The following is an 18,576-nucleotide window of genomic DNA, read 5'->3' on the forward strand; positions in this document are numbered from 1 at the left end:
GACCTCCCATGACGTTGACCCGCGACTCCCTGCTGACGCTCGAAGCGTACGCGAAGATCCGCAAGGCCGAACACGCGCGGCTCGTCGCGTACAAGCGCCGCCGCGCGGTGGCGCTCGGCAACCACCTGCGTTTCCTGTTCGAGGACGAGACGACGATCCGCTACCAGATCCAGGAGATGCTGCACATCGAGAAGATCTTTGACCAGGCCGGCATCGAAGGGGAGCTGGACGCGTATCTGCCACTCGTGCCCGACGGCACGAACCTGAAGGCGACGATGCAGATCGAGTACGAGCACGAGGCCGAACGGCGTGCGGCGCTCGCGCGGCTGATCGGTGTCGAGGATCGCGTGTACCTGCAGGTCGACGGGCACGCGCGCGTCTACGCGATCGCCGACGAGGATCTCGACCGCGACACCGCCGAGAAGACGTCGGCCGTGCACTTCGTGCGCTTCGAGCTCGACGCGCCGATGCGCGCGGCGCTCAGGGGCGGGGCGGCGCTCTCGATCGGGTGCGATCACCCGGCCTACACGATGCCGCCGCAGCGCGTGGAGGCGGACGTGACCGCGTCGCTGGCCGGCGATCTGCGCTGACGCGTCCGCTGCAACGTCCGGCATGTCCGGCATGTCCGGCACCGCCCACCCACCGGTTTCCCTTTTTCCGTTCCGACCCGAAACATAATTCCCGCCCCCGATGCGGCGCGGTCGCCCGCGCGTCGCCCCCGAAGTTGTAACAGACGTCACGAGTTTGCGCGCGGCGAAAAATGTGCGTCGCACGTCACCGTGCTTTCATCACTCGCAGAGAAACAATAAAAAGATTGTGCACGGAGATAATTAAAATCGGTCGAATTTGAATGATTTACCGATTCGTGAATATCTTGTTACGCTTTTTTCCCTGATTTACCGATATCCGGCAGCAATGCGCGGGATTGTTGCCGGCAGGGGCCGGAGCAGCCCGGAAATGCCCATGAAAAGGCATCCTTCATACGCCGTAGAGCCCCGCCAGACGGGCCTTTGCAGCCGGGGGCATAAAGATCCCGCAAAAAAATTCAAGCGTAAATACATTACTCATCCATGGCGGGTTGTTTCAGTGCGTAACATTAAGTCATTGTCATATTGAGATAAACCCTAGGGAAACGCTGATTTATTCGGCTCGGCGGTCATCGCAGACGTAGCCGAGGACGTTTAGAAGACAGCTCACGGAACGGACCCACGACGATGAAGAGGCAGATCGGCTTCGCGGAAGCGGAAATTGCAGGCAAGAAGCGAGTGACGAGGCGCCAACGCTTCCTGGAAGAGATGGAGAAGGTCGTTCCGTGGCAGCGCTTGCTGTCGGCCATCGAACCGCACTATCCGAAGGGCACGCGAGGTCGCCCGCCGATTGGCCTTGAGCGGATGCTGCGAATCTACTTCGTGCAACAGTGGTACGGACTGTCGGACGAAGGACTGGAAGACGCGCTGTATGACAGCATCACGCTGCGAGCCTTCGCCGGCATCGATCTGGCGATCGAGAACGTGCCTGATGCAACCACGCTGTTGAAGTTCCGGCGCCTGCTGATCGAACACGAACTGACACGGAAGTTGTTCGACGAGATTGGCATCTCGCTGTGCGAGCGTGGGCTGATGATGAAGGAAGGCACGCTGGTTGACGCGACGATCATTGAAGCGCCGCCGTCGACCAAGAATGCCGGGAAGAGCCGTGACCCGGAAATGCATCAAACGAAGAAGGGCAACGAATGGCACTTTGGCATGAAAGCCCACATTGGCGTCGACGCCGACTCGGGCCTGATTCACAGTGTGGTTGGCACGGCGGCCAACGTGTCGGATGTATCGCAAGCTCATGCCCTGCTGCACGGGCATGAAGAGCAGGTGTTCGCCGACGCGGGCTACATTGGCGTCGACAAGCGCGAGGAAATGGCGGGCAAGGCCGTGAAGTGGCACGTCGCTGCCAGGCGGGGAAAGATCAAGGCGATGCAAGAAGGAGCGCTGAAGGACCTGGTGATCGCGCTCGAGCGAACCAAGGCGCAGATCCGTTCGCGGGTTGAGCATCCGTTTCATATCGTCAAGAATCTGTTTCAGCATCGCAAGACCCGATACAAGGGCTTGGCCAAGAACACCGCGCAACTGTTCAGCCTGTTCGCTCTGGCGAATCTGGTGATTGCGCGAAATCTGTTGCGATCGGTCCATGGGAGCAGTCCGTCATGCGTATGAAAAATGCGAGCAGGGGAGGCTCGCTTACGCGCCAAATTCACTGAATTGAGCGCCGATTCGCTTCGTCATCCAGAAAATTTGAAGCCATCTCGCCTGCAACTTCGGAAGTTGGTCCATTGATCAGCGTTTCCCTAGGGATGGTATGCTTCGTGCACAAAAATTCCCACATTGGAGTGAGACCGTGATTTGTGCGTCATTGCCGGGAATCTCGGCACCGTGAAAGTGCGGTGCGGCGCCGGCATGCACAACTCCGGATAAACATAATGTGCAACCTGGCCGCCCCGCGACGCGATGTGTCGCGACGGCGCCGCCAATCGCAGCCCCGGCCTGGCTGCGTGGAGAGATCTACTATGTTCTTCGATGAGCTTACCGATGAAGAGTGGTTTCGTCTTTCAACGCTGATCGCCGATGAACCCATCCGGCTGAACCGCCGTGGGCGTCCACGAGCCGAACCACGCGTCGTTGCCAACGCGGTGCTCTGGATCCTGACGACCGGTGAAGCCTGGTCGAAGCTGCCCGGTCGTTATCCGTCCGGGCCGACGTGCCGTCGCCGCTACGAGGAGTGGCTCGCGTCCGGCACGCTGCTGCAGATGATCGACGTGCTGACCCAGTTCAGCGGGCGCACGTTCGCGTATATTCCGCCGCCGCCGGTGCCGGTCGCGCCCGCGCGCCGTGCCGAGCCCGTGCCCGACAACGATCGCTTGCGCGGCGTGTTCTGGCAGAACCCCGAGTCGTGGCAATTGCCGGTCGCTCACGCAAACGTTTGGGAGGGCGAGGGCGCGTCGATGAGCGCGCGGCCGGTCGACGAAGTCGTCGATCCGTCGGCCGGGTCGTTCGCGGTGCCCGGTGCGCCGTCGGCGGAGCTGCGCCATGCGCATGCGTCGTCGGCGAGCTTCGCCGCGGCCGAACCGCAAGTCGACACCTATCGCGGCTATACGATCTGCGGCATCGCGCAGCCGGTGCAGAACCTGATGTATCGCGCGTGGGCCGAGATTACGCAGGACGACCGGCGCGTCGAACGCTCGGGCCTGATCGGCCCGCGCTTCACCGATGCCGAGGAAGCCGAGCAGTTCGCGCTCGACTGGGCGCGCCAGTGGATCGATCGCCATGGCGCGAGCGACGAACCGGCGCGCGAGCCGCAAGGCGAGGTGCTGGCCGGCTTGTCCGCGCTCGCGCGTGCCGAGTCGGACATCCAGCGCTTCATCGCCGAGCGCCATGCGGGCGCGCTGTCGGAAAGCCGCAACGATCCGGTGCAGCCGGAGCGCCGCGAGTACGTGTACCGCGTCGGCTGATCGCCGACCTGTCGAAACGCGCGGGCCGTCGTGTGCCACGACACCTGCGCGGAAGTCCCGTCGTTCCATGCCTGTCTTGCCCGAGGCGCCGCTGTCGAAGCGGCGCCTCGCTATGCACGTGCGTTACTGCCGGCCGTAGGTATCGTCGAAGCGGACGATGTCGTCCTCGCCGAGATACGCGCCCGACTGCACTTCGATCAGCTCGAGCGGCATCTTGCCCGGGTTCTCCAGGCGGTGCGACACGCCGAGCGGGATGTACGTTGATTCGTTTTCGGACAGCAGGAACGTCTCGTCGCCGCGCGTGATGCGCGCGGTGCCGCAGACGACGATCCAGTGTTCGGCGCGGTGGTGGTGCATCTGCAGCGACAGTTGCGCGCCCGGCTTCACGACGATGCGTTTCACCTGGAAGCGCTCGCCCATGTCGACCGAGTCGTAGTGGCCCCACGGGCGATGCACCTTGCGGTGATCGGTCGCTTCCGCGCCGCGTTGCGCCTTGATGCGCCCGACGATTTTCTTCACGTCCTGCACGCGCGACTTGTCCGCGACGAGCACGGCGTCCGGCGTTTCGACGACGACGAGGTTCTGCGTACCGACGCAGGCGACGAGCCGGCTTTCCGAATGCGCGAACGTCGACTCCGCGCCTTCGAACAGCACGTGGCCGCGGCCGACGTTCTCGGCCTCGTCCTTCGGCGAGATCTGCCAGATCGCGTCCCACGAGCCGACGTCCGACCAGCCCGCGTCGAGCGGCACGACGACGCTCTCGCACAGTTGCGGCAGGCTCGCGAGCGGCTCCATCACCGCGTAGTCGATCGAATTCGACGGCGACGCGGCGAACGCTTCGCGATCGATGCGGAAGAAATCGCCATCGGCTTTGCCCTGGGCGACGGCCTGTTCGCAGGCCGCGTAGATGGCCGGTTCGAGCTGGCGGATCGCCTTCAGCCAGACCGACGCGCGAACGATGAAGATGCCGCTGTTCCACCAGTACTCGCCCGATGCGACGTACTGCCGAGCGAGTTCGAGGTGCGGTTTCTCGACGAAACGGTCGAGGCGGCGCACGTCGAGTGCGCCCGTGGCGGCGTCGCCGAGCGGCGCGCCGACGCGGATGTAGCCGTAGCCGGTTTCCGCGTGCGTCGGCACGATGCCCATCGTCGCGATCTTGCCTTGCATCGCGCAGTGCACGCCGGCCGCGACGGCCGCATGGAAGCGCGGCAGGTCGGCGACCGCATGGTCGGCCGGCATCACGGTCATCACCGCGTCGTTGCCGCCGGCGACCAGCCGAAACGCGGCGAGCGTCAGCGCGGGCGCGGTGTCGCGGCCGATCGGCTCGAGCATGATCGACGCGGATTTGCCGGTCAGGCGCAACTGTTCGGCGGTGGTGAAGCGGTGATCCTCGCCGCACACGATCAGCACGTCGTCGTTCAGCGGATGGTCGGCCGCCAGGCCGTCGAGGCGCAGCGCGGTCGACTGCAGCAGCGAATGTTCGCCGAGCAGGCCGATCAGCTGTTTCGGAAAACGTTCGCGCGACATCGGCCACAAGCGCGTGCCGGACCCGCCGGCGAGAATCACCGGCTGCACGGCGACGCGCGTGCCGGCGGCGGGTGCGGCGGAAGAAGAATGGCGCGTTTCGGCAGCCACGGCCGGAGCATTCATGAGGACACTCTCCACGGTTGAAGTCAGTGCCTGTCGTTGTAGCATGAAGTAAATCGACAATAAAACCGGATCCATTGCCGGATATTCGCCATGCATTCATCGGGAAGAATTTTCCGCGCCGGCATCCGATGCAAATAAAAAAATAAAAAATAAATCGGTGAATCGGCTGGTCTTGACCGCCCGCAAGGGGTGAGCGGAAATCGTAAAGCTTCTGAAAAATTCCCGATTCCTGGGAATTTCGGGAAAACGTGCCGAATTAATTCAAAAACATCGCGGCAAGAATTTCCGATTATTTTTCGAAATACTTGTACGCTTGAGGCGAAAATTTCTTACCGCTTCAATAGCGTCATGCAACGTTTGAATCGAATGTGCGGCACGGGTCGCACAAGGAGCTGTTCGGCAAACGCCTGTTCAAAGAGGAAGCAGACATGTTGAGCGTGCTGGCGAGAGTCATCGATATCGCGATGGTCGTGACGGGGGCGCTGATCGCCGCCGCGCTGCACGGTGGCAGCATCTGGCTCAACGACCTGCAGCGCACGATGATGCTGTTCGATTGCCTGCTCGTCGTCGTGTGCTTTCCCGCCTTCGGCATCTACCAGTCGTGGCGCGGCAAGCGTCTCGTCGGGCTGGTGGGGCGGGTCGCGTTCGCATGGCTGGTGGTCGAGCTCGCGGGCATCCTGTTGAGCTTCAGCTTTCACCAGTCGGGCGACCTGTCGCGGCTGTGGCTCGGGTACTGGGCGCTCGTGACGATGGCGCTGCTCGCCGGCTCGAAGGCCTGCGTGCACGTCGTGCTGCGGCAACTGCGCCGCGGCGGCTACAACCTGAAGGCGGTCGCGATCGTCGGCGGGACGCCGGCGGCGCGGCGGCTGATCGCCCAGATGCGGGCGCGGCCGGAAGCCGGTTTCAACCCGGTGTGCGTGTACGACGAGAGCGAAGCGCCTGGCGAAGTCGCGCTCGACGACGTGCGCATCGAGCGGCAGTTCGAATCGCTGGTGTGGCTGGTGCGCAGCCGCGCGATCAGCGAGCTGTGGCTCACGCTGCCGATCACGGAGGAGCGCCGGATTCACCAGATCGTGACGGTGTTCCGCCACGACTTCGTGAATATCCGCTTCATCCCGGACGTGCGCACGCTGTCGTTCTTCAACCAGGAAGTGGTCGAGGTGCTCGGCGTGCCGGCGATCAACCTCGCGGCGTCGCCGATCACCGACGTGCGGATCCTGCCGAAGTTCGTGTTCGACCGCGCGTTCGCGCTGGTGGCGCTCACGGGCCTCGCACCGGTGATGCTGGTGATCGCGTGCCTGATCAAGCTGACGTCGCGCGGGCCGGTGTTCTTTCGCCAGAAGCGCAAGGGCATCGACGGGCACGAGTTCGAGATCTACAAGTTCCGCTCGATGAAGGTGCACGAGGAAGTGGCGGGGCAGGTCACGCAGGCGAAGAAGAACGATTCGCGCGTGACGCCGGTCGGCCGGTTCCTGCGCCGCACGAGCCTCGACGAGCTGCCGCAGTTCATCAACGTGCTGAAGGGCGAGATGTCGGTCGTCGGCCCGCGCCCGCATGCGCTCGCGCACGACGACATCTACAAGGATCTGGTCAAGGGCTACATGTTCCGCTACCGGATCAAGCCGGGCATCACCGGGTGGGCGCAGATCAACGGCTTTCGCGGCGAGACCGACCAGATCGAGAAGATGATGGGACGCGTGAAGCTCGACCTGTACTACATGCAGAACTGGTCGTTCTGGCTCGACATCAAGATCGTCGTGCTGACGCTCTGGAAAGGCTTCACCGGCAGCAACGCGTACTGAGCACCGAGATCGCGCCGCGCAGGCATTCCGGTTTTACGAATTTCGAATCATTGGTCAAGAGGTCCGACACATCATGAATCTGACTATCATCGGCAGCGGTTACGTAGGGCTGGTCACCGGCGCATGTCTGGCCGACATCGGGCACGACGTGTTCTGTCTCGACGTCGACCAGGCAAAGATCGACGTCCTGAACAACGGCGGCGTGCCGATCCACGAGCCGGGCCTCAAGGAAGTGATCGCGCGCAACCGCTCGGCCGGCCGCCTGCGCTTTTCGACCGATATCGAGGCCGCGGTCGCGCATGGCGACGTGCAGTTCATCGCGGTCGGCACGCCGCCCGACGAAGACGGCTCGGCCGACCTGCAATACGTGCTCGCGGCCGCACGCAACATCGGCCGCTACATGACCGGCTTCAAGGTGATCGTCGACAAGTCGACGGTGCCGGTCGGCACGGCCGAGCGCGTGCGCGCGGCGGTGGCGGAAGAGCTCGCGAAGCGCGGCGGTGACCAGATGTTCTCGGTCGTGTCGAACCCGGAATTCCTGAAGGAAGGCGCGGCGGTGGACGATTTCACGCGGCCGGACCGCATCGTGATCGGCTGCGACGACGACGTGCCGGGCGAGCGCGCCCGCGAGCTGATGAAGAAGCTCTACGCGCCGTTCAACCGCAACCACGAACGCACGCTGTACATGGACGTGCGCTCGGCCGAGTTCACGAAATACGCGGCGAACGCGATGCTCGCGACCCGCATTTCGTTCATGAACGAGCTGGCGAACCTCGCCGACCGCTTCGGCGCGGACATCGAGGCCGTGCGCCGCGGGATCGGCTCCGATCCGCGCATCGGCTATCACTTCCTGTACGCCGGCTGCGGCTACGGCGGCTCGTGCTTCCCGAAGGACGTCGAGGCGCTGATCCGCACGGCCGACGAGCACGGGCAGGCACTGCAGATCCTGAAGGCGGTGTCGTCGGTCAACGCCACGCAAAAGCGCGTGCTCGCCGAGAAGATCGTCGCGCGCTTTGGTGAAGATTTGACCGGCCGCACGTTCGCCATCTGGGGCCTCGCGTTCAAGCCGAACACCGACGACATGCGCGAAGCGCCGAGCCGCGAGCTGATCGCCGAGCTGCTGTCGCGCGGGGCGCGCATCGCCGCGTACGACCCGGTCGCGCAGGAGGAAGCGCGCCGCGTGATCGCGCTCGATCTCGCCGCTCACCCGAGCTGGCTCGAGCGCCTCTCCTTCGTCGACGACGAGGCGCAGGCCGCGCGCGATGCAGACGCGCTCGTGATCGTCACCGAATGGAAGATCTTCAAGAGCCCCGACTTCGTCGCCCTCGGCCGCTTGTGGAAGACGCCGGTGATCTTCGACGGCCGCAACCTGTACGAGCCGGAGACGATGAGCGAGCAGGGCATCGAATACCACCCGATCGGCCGGCCGGGCTCGCGCCAGGCCGTCGCCGCCCGTGTGCCGGGCACCGCGCCCGCGAGCGCGTAACCCGTTTCCCGTCACTCGTTACGAGACGCCATGTTCCGGAACATCCTGATCGTCTGCCACGCGAACGTCTGCCGCAGCCCGGCAGCGGAACTGCTGTTCAAGTCGCACGCCGCGTCGCGCGGCGGCCCGCGCCCGACGTTCCACTCGGCGGGCGTGCATGCGAACGACGGCGACGGCATCGATCCGGTGATGCGTCAGCTGCTCGCCGAGCGGGGCGTCGATGCGACGACCCACCGCTCGCGGCGGCTGTCGCGCCGGATCGTGCGCGACGCCGACCTGATTCTCGTCAGCGAGCGCGGACAGATTGCGGCCGTCGAATCGGTCGATCCGTTCGCGCGCGGCAAGGTCCACCTGCTCGGCAAGTGGGAAGGGGCCGAGATTGCCGACCCGCACGGCGGCCCCGAGGCCGATTACCGCGAGAGCTACTCACTGATCGAACGTCTGGTTCAAGGATGGCTACAGAAACTATGCTGAAACGCCCGATGCGCCCGGTGGCGCTTGCCGTCGCGCTGACGACTTTCCTGTCAGCCTGTGCAACCGCGCCCGGCAACTACCTCGACTCGTCGAACCTGAAGGACGAAGGCCGGCAGCAAGCGGCCGAAACCTATCCGGTTCATTACATCGACGCCAAAGTGGTGATGGACCAGCTGCAGAAAGCGCAGGTCGATCATCCGCTGCCGCCCGGACGTTATACCGATCCGTCGGAGTACGTGTACCGCGTCGGGCCGCAGGACATCCTCGGCGTCACCGTGTGGGACCACCCCGAGCTGACGACGCCGCAGGGCCAGTCGTTCTCGAGCGGCGGCAACACGACGCAGTCGGTCGCGGGCGCGTTGCAGCAGCCGTATACCACCGCGCTGCCGGGCCAGGCCGATCCGTACGGCCAGACGGTGGCCTCGGACGGCACGATCTTCTTTCCGTTCGTCGGCCGCATCAAGGTGGCCGGCAAGACGGTCGCGCAGATCCGCGAGCAGATGGCCACCACGCTGTCGCGCTACGTGAAGAATCCGCAGCTCGACGTGCGCGTGCTGTCGTTCCGCAGCCAGAAGGTGCAGGTGACGGGCGAGGTGAAGCAGCCGGGCCCGCTCGCGGTGAGCGACGTGCCGCTGACGCTCGTCGACGCGATCTCGCGCTCCGGCGGCTCGACCAACGAGGCCGACCTGCAGCGCGTGCGCCTGACGCGCGACGGCAAGCTCTACACGCTCGACGCGAACGGCGTGCTCGATCGCGGCGAGGTGAAGCAGAACGTGATGCTGCAACCCGGCGACATCGTCAACGTGCCGGATCGCAGCGACAGCCGCGTGTTCATCATGGGCGAGGTCAAGACGCCGGTCACGGTGCCGATGCTCAAGGGCAAGTTGACCATCGCCGATGCGCTGACGGCAGGCGGCGGCATCCTCGACACCGACGCGAATCCGCGCAAGATCTACGTGATGCGCGGGATGCGCGACAACCCGACGAAGCCTGAAGTGTTCCGCCTCGACATGACGCAGCCGGATGCGCTGATGCTGTCGAGCCGCTTCCCGCTTCAACCGCTCGACGTCGTGTACGTCAGCACGGCCAGCTCGGTGCAGTTCAACCGTGTGCTGCAGCAGGTGCTGCCGACGATCCAGACGATCTTCTACATGCGGCAAATCACGCGCTGATAGCCCGCCGGGGCGGCGCCTCCGCCCCGGCACCACTCAAGCGGGAACGAATGGTGAACACGCAAGCGAAACACTCCTACGCGGATCTGTCCGCCAAAACCGAGGAAGAGGACGTCGTCCTCGGCCAGTTGCTCCAGGTGATCATGGACGACATCTGGCTGCTGCTCGGCATCGCGGTCACGGTCGTCGCGCTCGCCGGCCTCTACTGCTACATCGCGAAGCCGGTCTACCAGGCCGACGTGCACGTGCGGGTCGAGGGCAACGACAATACCTCGCAGGCGCTCACGCAGACGCAGACGGGCGCGATGATCAACAGCGGCCCGCAGCAGGCGCCGACCGACGCGGAAATCGAGATCATCAAGAGCCGCGGCGTGGTCGCGCCGGTGGTCGAGCAGTTCAAGCTGAACTTCTCGGTCGTGCCGAAGACGCTGCCGGTGATCGGCAGCCTCGCCGCGCGCATCGCGACGCCGGGCCAGCCGGCGAAGCCGTGGCTCGGCCTGAAGTCGTACGCATGGGGCGGTGAAGTGGCCGACGTCGATTCGATCAACGTCGTGCCCGCGCTCGAAGGCAAGAAGCTGACGCTGACGGCCGGCCCGAACGGCACCTATTCGATCGTCGACCCGAACGGCATGCGGCTGCTGTCGGGCCACGTCGGCGAATCGGCGCAGGGCGGCGGCGTGACGCTGCTCGTGTCGAAGCTCGTCGCGCGCCCCGGCACGCAGTTCACCGTGGTCCGCTACAACGATCTCGACGCGATCACCGGCTTCCAGACCGGCATCCAGGTGACCGAGCAGGGCAAGCAGACAGGCGTCGTGCAGATCTCGCTCGAAGGCAAGGACCCGGACCAGACCGCCGCGATCGCGAACGCGCTCGCGCAGTCGTACCTGAACCAGCACGTGGTCGCGAAGCAGGCCGAAGCGACCAAGATGCTCGACTTCCTCAAGGGCGAGGAGCCGCGCCTGAAGGCCGACCTCGAACGCGCGGAAGCCGCGCTGACGCAGTACCAGCGCACGTCGGGCTCGATCAACGCGAGCGACGAGGCGAAGGTCTACCTCGAGGGCAGCGTGCAGTACGAGCAGCAGATCGCCGCGCAGCGCCTGCAGCTCGCGTCGCTCGCGCAGCGCTTCACCGATTCGCACCCGATGGTGATCGCCGCGAAGCAGCAGCTCGCCGAGCTGCAGGGCGAGAAGGACAAGTTCAGCAACCGCTTCCGCAGCCTGCCGGCCACCGAAGTGAAGGCCGTCCAGCTGCAGCGTGACGCGAAAGTGGCCGAGGACATCTACGTACTGCTGCTGAACCGCGTGCAGGAGCTGTCGGTGCAGAAGGCCGGCACGGGCGGCAACATCCACCTGGTCGATTCGGCGCTGCGTCCGGGCGATCCGGTCAAGCCGAAGAAGGTGCTGATCCTGTCGGCCGCCGTGTTCCTCGGGCTGATCCTCGGCACCGGCGTCGTGTTCCTGCGCCGCAACATGTTCCAGGGCATCGAGGATCCCGACCGCATCGAGCGCGCGTTCAACCTGCCGCTGTACGGGCTGGTGCCGCAAAGCGCCGAGCAGGTGAAGCTCGACGCGCAGGCCGAGAAGAGCGGCAGCCGTACCCGGCCGATCCTCGCGAGCCTGCGTCCGAAGGATCTCAGCGTCGAGAGCCTGCGCAGCCTGCGCACCGCGATGCAGTTCGCGATGATGGATGCGAAGAACCGCGTGATCGTGCTGACGGGCCCGACGCCGGGCATCGGCAAGAGCTTTCTGACGGTCAACCTCGCGGTGCTGCTCGCGCATTCGGGCAAGCGCGTGCTGCTGATCGACGCCGACATGCGTCGCGGCCTGCTCGACCGCTACTTCGGCCTCACGTCGCAGCCGGGCCTGTCCGAGCTGCTGAGCGACCAGTCGGCGCTCGAGGACGCCGTACGCGAAACGCCGGTGCAGGGCCTGTCGTTCATCTCGGCCGGCACGCGCCCGCCGAACCCGTCGGAGCTGCTGATGTCGTCGCGCCTGCCGCAATACCTCGAAGGGCTCGGCAAGCGCTACGACGTCGTGCTGATCGACTCGCCGCCGGTGCTGGCAGTGACCGACGCGACCATCATCGGCCGCATGGCCGGCTCGACGTTCCTCGTGCTGCGCTCGGGCATGCATACCGAAGGCGAGATCGCCGACGCGATCAAGCGCCTGCGCACCGCGGGCGTCGACCTGGAAGGCGGGATCTTCAACGGCGTGCCGCCGAAGGCGCGCGGCTACGGCCGCGGCTATGCGGCCGTGCATGAATACCTGAGCGCCTGATCCGCATCGCACGTAACCGGGCGGGCAGCGCGTGTTGTCTGCTCGGCCGACAGGAGAATCAACGATGAAAATTTCCGTGCTCGTTCCGACCTATCGGCGTCCCGCCGACCTCGCGCGCTGCCTGCTGGCGCTGCAGCGGCAGCATCGGCTGCCCGACGAGGTGATCGTCGTCGCGCGCCCGGAGGATGACGCCACGCACGAACGGCTCGCCGATCCGGCGGTCGGCGGCGCGCTGCCGCTGCGCATCGTTCCGGTCGAGGTGCCGGGCCAGGTCGCCGCGCTGAACAAGGGGCTCGACTCGGCGAACGGCGACATCGTCGCGATCACCGACGACGACGCGGCGCCGCATCCCGACTGGCTCGCGCGCGTCGAGGCGGTGTTCGAGGCCGATCCGCGCGTGGGCGCGGTCGGCGGGCGCGACTGGGTGCACGAGAAGGGCCGCGTGCTCGACGAATCGCGCGAGCTCGTCGGCCAGCTCACGCTGTCCGGCAAGATCGTCGGCAACCATCATCTGGGCGTCGGCGGCCCGCGCGAAGTCGACATGCTGAAAGGCGCGAACATGAGTTACCGCCGCGCCGCGATCGAGCGGCTGCGCTTCGACACGCGGCTGCGCGGCGCCGGCGCGCAGGTGCACAACGACATGGGTTTCAGCATGCGCGTGCAGCGCGACGGCTGGAAGCTCGTCTACGACCCGGCGATCGCGGTCGATCATTTCCCGGCCGAGCGCTTCGACGACGACCGGCGCGATGCCGCGTCGCTGAATGCGATCAGCAACGGCGCATACAACATGCACCTGATCCTGCGCGAGCATCTGCCGCCGGTCCGGCGCGAGCTCGCGTGGTGGTGGTGGACGCTGGTCGGCACGCGCGTCTACCCGGGCCTCGCGCACGTGCTGCTGTCCCTGCATACGGCGCAGCGCGAGCGGATCCGCGAGCACTGGCGCGCGGTGCGCCGCGGCGCGCGCGACGCCCGCCGCGCGAACCTTGCCCCCCATCGTGCGGCAATGCCGCCGGTGACGTCTTGAACGGTCTGCGCGCGTCGCGCGCGACCCCCCACGGAGGGCTTGAATGACTACGGCAACCAAGGTCCACGTTCACCTGTTTTACGGCGCCGATCCGCGCACCTACCGGAAAGGCGAGAACATCGGCTGCCTGTACGGCTATCACCATGCCGAATCCGACGAATTCCGGCTGACCTATTCGCAGGACGGCGGCGAGAATCGCGTCGCCAGCCTCGCGCGCCGCGCGCTGAAGGCGGCGCTCGGCTTCGACGTCGTGCATGCATGGCGCAACCGCGCCGCGTTGCTGAACACCGACGTGATCTGGACGCACACGGAACAGGAGCACCTGGCCGCTGCGCTGATCCTGAAGCTCGCCGGCGCGCAGGGCAAGCGCCCGCTGCTGCTCGCGCAGAGCGTGTGGCTGTTCGACAAGTGGAACAGCTTCGGCGGCCCGCGCCGCTGGCTGTACCGCAAGCTGATCGCGCGCGCCGACGCGCTGACCACGCTGGCCCGCGACAACGCCGAGCTGTGCCGCCGCTATCTCGGCCGGGACGCCGAGTTCGTCTACTACGGGCTGAACACGCAGGATTTCCCGATCACCGAGCCGCGGCAATGGCAACCGAAACGGCCGCTGCGGATCGCGGCGATCGGCAACGATCGCGATCGCGACTGGCGCACGTTCCTCGCCGCGTTCGGCGGCGACGAGCGCTACGACGTGCGGCTCGCGACGCGCCGCCGCGTGCCGCGCGAGTGGCATGCGCCGAACGTGAAGATCGGCTCGGCGTCGGGGCTCGCGAAGCAGCACGAGCTGTACGCGTGGGCCGACGTGATCGTCGTGCCGCTGCGGCCGAACTTCCATGCGTCGGGCATCACGGTGATGCTCGAGGCCGCCGCCGTCGGCAAGCCGATGATCGTGTCGGATGTCGGCGGGCTCAGCGACTACTTCCCGCACGATACGGCCGCCTATGTGCCGGCGTTCGACGCGCAGGCGATGCGCCAGGCCGCCGATCGCTTCGTGGCCGATCCGGTCGCGGCGCTCGCCTGCGCGCGGGCCGCCGCCGCGTGCCTGCGCGACCGTGACCTGACCACGCAGGCGTTCGCCGAGCAGCACGTGCGGATCACGCGCGACATGCTGCGCCGGCGCCGCACGCCGGCTGCCGCGGGCCTCGCGATGCCGCTCGCGGATTCGCGCCCGTCGTCGCGCTGAGAGCGGATCGATGAGTACGATTGCCGCCGAACGCGCACCGTCGCGCAAACGCAACTGGCTTCCCGAGCCGAAGCACTGGGTCGGGCAGGCTGGGCTGTGGACGTTCACGGCCGCGCTGATCGCCATTCACCAAGGCAAGGTGCTGACGCTCGCGTTTCCGGTGCTGGCCATCGCGGTCGGCCTCTGGCTGTATTTCAAGAGTCCGGCGCGCTACGTCGGATTCATGTGGTGGGTGTGGTTCCTGAGCCCGGAAGTGCGGCGTCTCGCCGACTGGTCGAAAGGCGCGTTCACGCCGACGAGCCTGATCCAGGTCGCGCCGCTCGCGGTGACGATGATCGCCGGCCTCGGGCTGATCCGGCATTACCGCGTGCTCGCGCAGCGGCGCGGGATCCCGATCCTGCTGATGCTGTTCGGGCTCGCGTACGCGTACCTCGTCGGGATCGTGTCGAGCGGCGTGATGGCCGCGACCTACGACCTCGCGAACTGGGTGTACCCGGTGCTGATCGGCTTTCACATCATGGTCAACGCACGCGACTACCCCGAGTACCGCGACGTGCTGCTGTCCACGTTCATGTGGGGCATGCTCGTGATGGGCCTGTACGGCATTGTGCAGTACTTCGTGATGCCGCAGTGGGACGTGCTGTGGATGATCGGTTCCGACATGGGCTCGCAGGGCGAGCCGGTGCCGTATGGCGTGCGCGTGTTCAGCACGATGAACTCGTCGGGGCCGTTCGCGTTCGCGATGATGGGCGCGCTGGTGTTCGTGCTCGCGGCGCCGCAGAAGATCCGCTGGTTCGCCGGGGCGGCCGGCTTCGTGTCGTTCGCGCTGTGTCTCGTGCGTTCGACGTGGGGCGGCTGGGTGATCGCGCTCGCGATCCAGCTCGCGCAGTCGAACAACCGCGTACGGATGCGGATCCTGATCAGCGGCGTCGTGCTGGTCGGCCTGTGCGTGCCGCTGCTGACCGTCGGGCCGGTGGCCGACCGGCTCGGCGCGCGCCTGCAGTCGATCACGAACCTGAAGGACGACCGCAGCTACGACGACCGCAACAAGTTCTACGCCACCTTCGCGCAGACGGCGTTCACCGACGTCGCCGGCGAAGGGATGGGCGCCACGGGCGCATCCACGAAGCTGTCGAGCGACAGCGGCGAGCTCGGCAAGTACGGCAGCTTCGACAGCGGCGTGATGAACGTGCCGTTCGTGCTCGGCTGGCCCGGCACGCTGCTGTACCTCTCGGGCGTCGTGATGCTGTTCGGCCGCACGCTGCGCGCGGCGTTCAAGCTGCGCAAGGACAAGTTCGTCGGCGCATGCCTGAGCCTGTGCCTGTCGACCTTCGCGATGCTCGTGTTCACGAACTCGCTGATCGGCACGGGCGGCCTGCTGATGTTCACGGCCATTTTTTCGATTCTATCCGCGGCGCACTGGCAAAAGGCACAACGTCTGCTGGCCGCCGCGCGTTTACGGGGAGGCGACCATTGAGAATCGCGATCGTCACGCACGTCGTGCGACATAACGACGGGCAGGGCCGCGTCAATTACGAAATCGCGCGCGCGGCGCTGGCCGAAAACTACGAGGTCACGCTGGTCGCGTCGCATGTCGCGCCCGAGCTGCTGGCCGACCCGCGCGTGCGCTGGGTGCCCGTGAAGGTCGGCGGCTTCTGGCCGTCGAATCTCGTCAAGCAGCAGGTGTTCGCGCTGAAGAGCGCGGCGTGGCTGCGATCGCACCGCAGCGAGTACGACGTGCTGCACGTGAACGGCTTCATTTCGTGGATCAAGGCCGACGTGAATACCGCGCACTTCGTGCACGGCGGCTGGTTCAAGAGTCCGTACTATCCGTTCGGGCCGACGAAGGGGCTGTGGTCGGCCTACCAGTACGTCTATACGCGTGTGAACACCACGCTCGAGCGCTGGGCGTACCGCCGTTCGCGTGCGATCACGGCCGTGTCGCAGAAGGTCGCCGACGAGATCGCCGGGCTCGGCATCGACAGCCGCAAGATCAGCGTGATCTACAACGGTGTCGACGCCAGCGCGTTCGCGGGGGCGCAGGCCGACCGCGCGGCATTCAAGCTGCCGGACGATGCGTTCCTGCTGCTGTTCGTCGGCGACCTGCGCACGCCGCGCAAGAACCTCGGCACCGTGCTGAAGGCGCTGACGAAGCTGCCGGCGAACGTGCACCTGGCGGTGGCCGGCTACTTGCCCGGCAGCCCGTATCCGGAGGAGGCGCGCGCGCTCGGCATCGATTCGCGCGTGCATTTCCTCGGCCTGGTTAAAAACATGCCGACGCTGATGCGCTCGGTCGACGCGTATGTGTTCCCGTCGCGCTACGAAGCGATGAGCCTGTCGTTGCTCGAGGCGATGGCGGCCGGGCTGCCGGTCGTCACCGCGCGCACGGCGGGCGGCGCGGAAATCATCACGCGCGAATGCGGGATCGTGCTGGAGGACCCGGACGATCCGGCGGCGCTCGCGCAGGCAATCGGCTCGCTTGCAGCATCGCGCGACACCTGTCGCACGATGGGCGAAGCGGCCCGCGAACTGATGACCCGTTTCGGCTGGGCGCACATGGGCGCCCAGTATGTCGCGCTTTACCGGCGCATCGGCCAACCCACGCATCCGTCCGCTTTCGAGCGGACCGAGCATGCAGTCACGCAGGAGCAAACGTGATGTCCCACTCTTCCCGGCCGATCAAATCGTTGCAAATCGGCATGCACTGGTTCCCCGAACGCGCGGGCGGCCTCGACCGGATGTACTACTCGCTCGTCGGCGCGCTGCCGGGCGCGGGCGTCGAGGTGCGCGGGCTCGTCGCCGGCTCGCCGAAGGTCGCCGACGACACGGACGGCGCGATCCAGGGCTTCGGCCCCGCATCGGAGTCGCTTGCACGCCGGATGCTCGCCGCGCGGCGCGCGTTGCGCGAGGAGATCCGCAGCGAGCGGCCGGACGTGATCTCGTCGCACTTCGCGCTGTACACGTTCCCGGGCCTCGACGTCACGCGCGGGATTCCGCAGGTGTCGCATTTCCAGGGGCCGTGGGCCGACGAAAGCCAGGTCGAGGGCGCTGCGTCGCTCGGCCAGCGCGCGAAGCGCTATCTCGAACAGGCGGTCTATACGCGTTCGTCGCGGCTGATCGTGCTGTCGCAGGCGTTCGGCCAGATCCTGACGAACCGCTACGGGATCGATCCGTCGCGCGTGCGCGTGATTCCCGGCTGCGTCGATACCGCGCAGTTCGACACGCCGCTCACGCCGGCCGAGGCGCGGCACAAGCTGCAGTTGCCGCAGGACCGGCCGATCGTGCTGGCCGTGCGCCGGCTCGTGCGGCGCATGGGGCTGGAGGACCTGATCGACGCGATCGGTCTCCTCAAGCACCGTCACCCGGACGTGCTGCTGCTGATCGCCGGCAAGGGCAAGATCGGCGAGGAACTGCAGCAGCGCATCGATGCCGCCGGGCTGCAGGACAACGTGAAGCTGCTCGGCTTCGTGCCCGACCACCATCTCGCGGCGCTGTACCGCGCGGCGACGGTCAGCGTCGTGCCGACGGTCGCGCTCGAAGGCTTCGGGCTGATCACCGTCGAATCGCTCGCGTCCGGCACGCCGGTGCTGGTCACGCCGGTGGGCGGGCTGCCGGAGGCGGTGGCCGGGCTGTCCGACGATCTCGTGCTTCCGTCCACGGGCGCGGACGCGATCGCGGAAGGGCTTGGTGCCGCGTTGTCGGGTGCGATCACGCTGCCCGACGAAGCCGCGTGCAAGCGTTATGCACGTGACCATTTCGACAACGCGGTGATCGCGCGGCGCGTGGCCGGCGTGTACGAAGAGGCGATCCAGGCGGCAGGTTGAGCGCCCGCGGCGCGCGACCTGCGTGCCGAACCGAAAGCCGAACCGAAAGCCGAACCGAAAGCCGAACCGAAAGCCGAACCGAAAGCCGAACCGAAAGCCGAACCGAAAGCCGAACCGGCGCGCGTGCGCGCAGGGCCGGTTCGCGTGCCGGCCGCCCGTAGCGGGCGAGCCGGTCTTCTTTTCGCT

At 66.4% G+C, this 18,576-nt stretch carries 14 protein-coding genes; 13 read left to right on the plus strand and 1 reads right to left on the minus strand.

The genetic code is table 11. The features are described from left to right. Positions 1–8: 8 nt before the first annotated feature. From CFB34_RS07570 to CFB34_RS07580, 3 genes are all read left to right on the plus strand, one after another. Complete coding sequence (locus CFB34_RS07570; RefSeq protein WP_089443030.1) at positions 9–590, plus strand: DUF3501 family protein; 582 nt, start codon at positions 9–11, stop codon at positions 588–590. A gap of 624 nt (positions 591–1,214) precedes the next feature. After that, positions 1,215–2,207 carry an IS5-like element ISBmu2 family transposase gene (locus CFB34_RS07575; RefSeq protein WP_006412423.1) on the plus strand — a complete coding sequence of 331 codons (993 nt, stop codon included), beginning with the start codon at positions 1,215–1,217 and terminating at the stop codon, positions 2,205–2,207. 350 nt (positions 2,208–2,557) lie between these two features. After that, the gene (locus CFB34_RS07580; protein ID WP_089443029.1) at positions 2,558–3,499 is read left to right on the plus strand and encodes a transposase; all 942 of its coding nucleotides are present in this window, start codon (positions 2,558–2,560) and stop codon (positions 3,497–3,499) included. A 123-nt stretch (positions 3,500–3,622) separates the two neighbouring features. On the opposite strand, the gene CFB34_RS07585 is transcribed toward CFB34_RS07580, so the two are convergent. Next, on the minus strand, positions 3,623–5,149 hold the full coding sequence (locus CFB34_RS07585) for a mannose-1-phosphate guanylyltransferase/mannose-6-phosphate isomerase (protein ID WP_089443028.1): 1,527 nt from the start codon (positions 5,147–5,149) through the stop codon (positions 3,623–3,625). 428 nt (positions 5,150–5,577) lie between these two features. On the opposite strand from CFB34_RS07585, the gene CFB34_RS07590 reads away from it, so the two are divergent. The 10 genes from CFB34_RS07590 to CFB34_RS07635 all read left to right on the plus strand — a co-directional run bounded on the left by CFB34_RS07590 (position 5,578) and on the right by CFB34_RS07635 (position 18,390). Beyond that, positions 5,578–6,951 carry an undecaprenyl-phosphate glucose phosphotransferase gene (locus tag CFB34_RS07590; protein ID WP_069252876.1) on the plus strand — a complete coding sequence of 458 codons (1,374 nt, stop codon included), beginning with the start codon at positions 5,578–5,580 and terminating at the stop codon, positions 6,949–6,951. Positions 6,952–7,024: 73 nt separating this feature from the next. Then, a complete protein-coding gene (locus CFB34_RS07595) occupies positions 7,025–8,437 on the plus strand; it encodes a UDP-glucose/GDP-mannose dehydrogenase family protein (RefSeq protein WP_089443027.1) in 1,413 nt (470 codons plus the stop codon). Between the two features lie 30 nt (positions 8,438–8,467). After that, entirely contained in the window at positions 8,468–8,911 is a 444-nt protein-coding gene (locus tag CFB34_RS07600; RefSeq protein ID WP_039345287.1) for a low molecular weight protein-tyrosine-phosphatase, read from the plus strand. Then, positions 8,905–10,083, plus strand: coding sequence for a polysaccharide biosynthesis/export family protein (locus CFB34_RS07605; protein ID WP_069251045.1), 1,179 nt, complete (start codon positions 8,905–8,907; stop codon positions 10,081–10,083). The genes CFB34_RS07600 and CFB34_RS07605 overlap by 7 nt, the downstream gene beginning before the upstream one ends. A gap of 50 nt (positions 10,084–10,133) precedes the next feature. After that, positions 10,134–12,359, plus strand: a complete 2,226-nt coding sequence (locus CFB34_RS07610; protein ID WP_089443026.1) for a polysaccharide biosynthesis tyrosine autokinase — start codon at positions 10,134–10,136, stop codon at positions 12,357–12,359. 64 nt (positions 12,360–12,423) lie between these two features. Beyond that, complete coding sequence (locus CFB34_RS07615) at positions 12,424–13,383, plus strand: glycosyltransferase family 2 protein (RefSeq protein WP_089443025.1); 960 nt, start codon at positions 12,424–12,426, stop codon at positions 13,381–13,383. 43 nt (positions 13,384–13,426) lie between these two features. Then, positions 13,427–14,566 carry a glycosyltransferase family 4 protein gene (locus CFB34_RS07620; RefSeq protein WP_089443024.1) on the plus strand — a complete coding sequence of 380 codons (1,140 nt, stop codon included), beginning with the start codon at positions 13,427–13,429 and terminating at the stop codon, positions 14,564–14,566. 10 nt (positions 14,567–14,576) lie between these two features. After that, the gene (locus tag CFB34_RS07625; RefSeq protein WP_089443023.1) at positions 14,577–16,043 is read left to right on the plus strand and encodes a glucose-6-phosphate isomerase; all 1,467 of its coding nucleotides are present in this window, start codon (positions 14,577–14,579) and stop codon (positions 16,041–16,043) included. After that, positions 16,040–17,224: a glycosyltransferase family 4 protein gene (locus CFB34_RS07630; RefSeq protein ID WP_089443022.1), complete on the plus strand. Its 1,185-nt coding sequence runs from the start codon at positions 16,040–16,042 to the stop codon at positions 17,222–17,224. Before CFB34_RS07625 ends, CFB34_RS07630 begins: the two co-directional genes overlap by 4 nt. Continuing rightward, positions 17,224–18,390: a glycosyltransferase family 4 protein gene (locus CFB34_RS07635; protein ID WP_089443021.1), complete on the plus strand. Its 1,167-nt coding sequence runs from the start codon at positions 17,224–17,226 to the stop codon at positions 18,388–18,390. Before CFB34_RS07630 ends, CFB34_RS07635 begins: the two co-directional genes overlap by 1 nt. Positions 18,391–18,576 lie beyond the last annotated feature (186 nt).

The organism is Burkholderia sp. HI4860 (genome assembly GCF_002223045.2).
Lineage (GTDB): Bacteria > Pseudomonadota > Gammaproteobacteria > Burkholderiales > Burkholderiaceae > Burkholderia.

Bases quoted from the DNA above. Each gene is read 5' to 3' on its own strand.
- CFB34_RS07570 (WP_089443030.1), top strand. From the start codon at position 9: ATGACGTTGACCCGCGACTCCCTGCTGACGCTCGAAGCGTACGCGAAG.
- CFB34_RS07575 (WP_006412423.1), top strand. From the start codon at position 1,215: ATGAAGAGGCAGATCGGCTTCGCGGAAGCGGAAATTGCAGGCAAGAAG.
- CFB34_RS07580 (WP_089443029.1), top strand. From the start codon at position 2,558: ATGTTCTTCGATGAGCTTACCGATGAAGAGTGGTTTCGTCTTTCAACG.
- CFB34_RS07585 (WP_089443028.1), bottom strand. From the start codon at position 5,149: ATGAATGCTCCGGCCGTGGCTGCCGAAACGCGCCATTCTTCTTCCGCC.
- CFB34_RS07590 (WP_069252876.1), top strand. From the start codon at position 5,578: ATGTTGAGCGTGCTGGCGAGAGTCATCGATATCGCGATGGTCGTGACG.
- CFB34_RS07595 (WP_089443027.1), top strand. From the start codon at position 7,025: ATGAATCTGACTATCATCGGCAGCGGTTACGTAGGGCTGGTCACCGGC.
- CFB34_RS07600 (WP_039345287.1), top strand. From the start codon at position 8,468: ATGTTCCGGAACATCCTGATCGTCTGCCACGCGAACGTCTGCCGCAGC.
- CFB34_RS07605 (WP_069251045.1), top strand. From the start codon at position 8,905: ATGCTGAAACGCCCGATGCGCCCGGTGGCGCTTGCCGTCGCGCTGACG.
- CFB34_RS07610 (WP_089443026.1), top strand. From the start codon at position 10,134: ATGGTGAACACGCAAGCGAAACACTCCTACGCGGATCTGTCCGCCAAA.
- CFB34_RS07615 (WP_089443025.1), top strand. From the start codon at position 12,424: ATGAAAATTTCCGTGCTCGTTCCGACCTATCGGCGTCCCGCCGACCTC.
- CFB34_RS07620 (WP_089443024.1), top strand. From the start codon at position 13,427: ATGACTACGGCAACCAAGGTCCACGTTCACCTGTTTTACGGCGCCGAT.
- CFB34_RS07625 (WP_089443023.1), top strand. From the start codon at position 14,577: ATGAGTACGATTGCCGCCGAACGCGCACCGTCGCGCAAACGCAACTGG.
- CFB34_RS07635 (WP_089443021.1), top strand. From the start codon at position 17,224: ATGTCCCACTCTTCCCGGCCGATCAAATCGTTGCAAATCGGCATGCAC.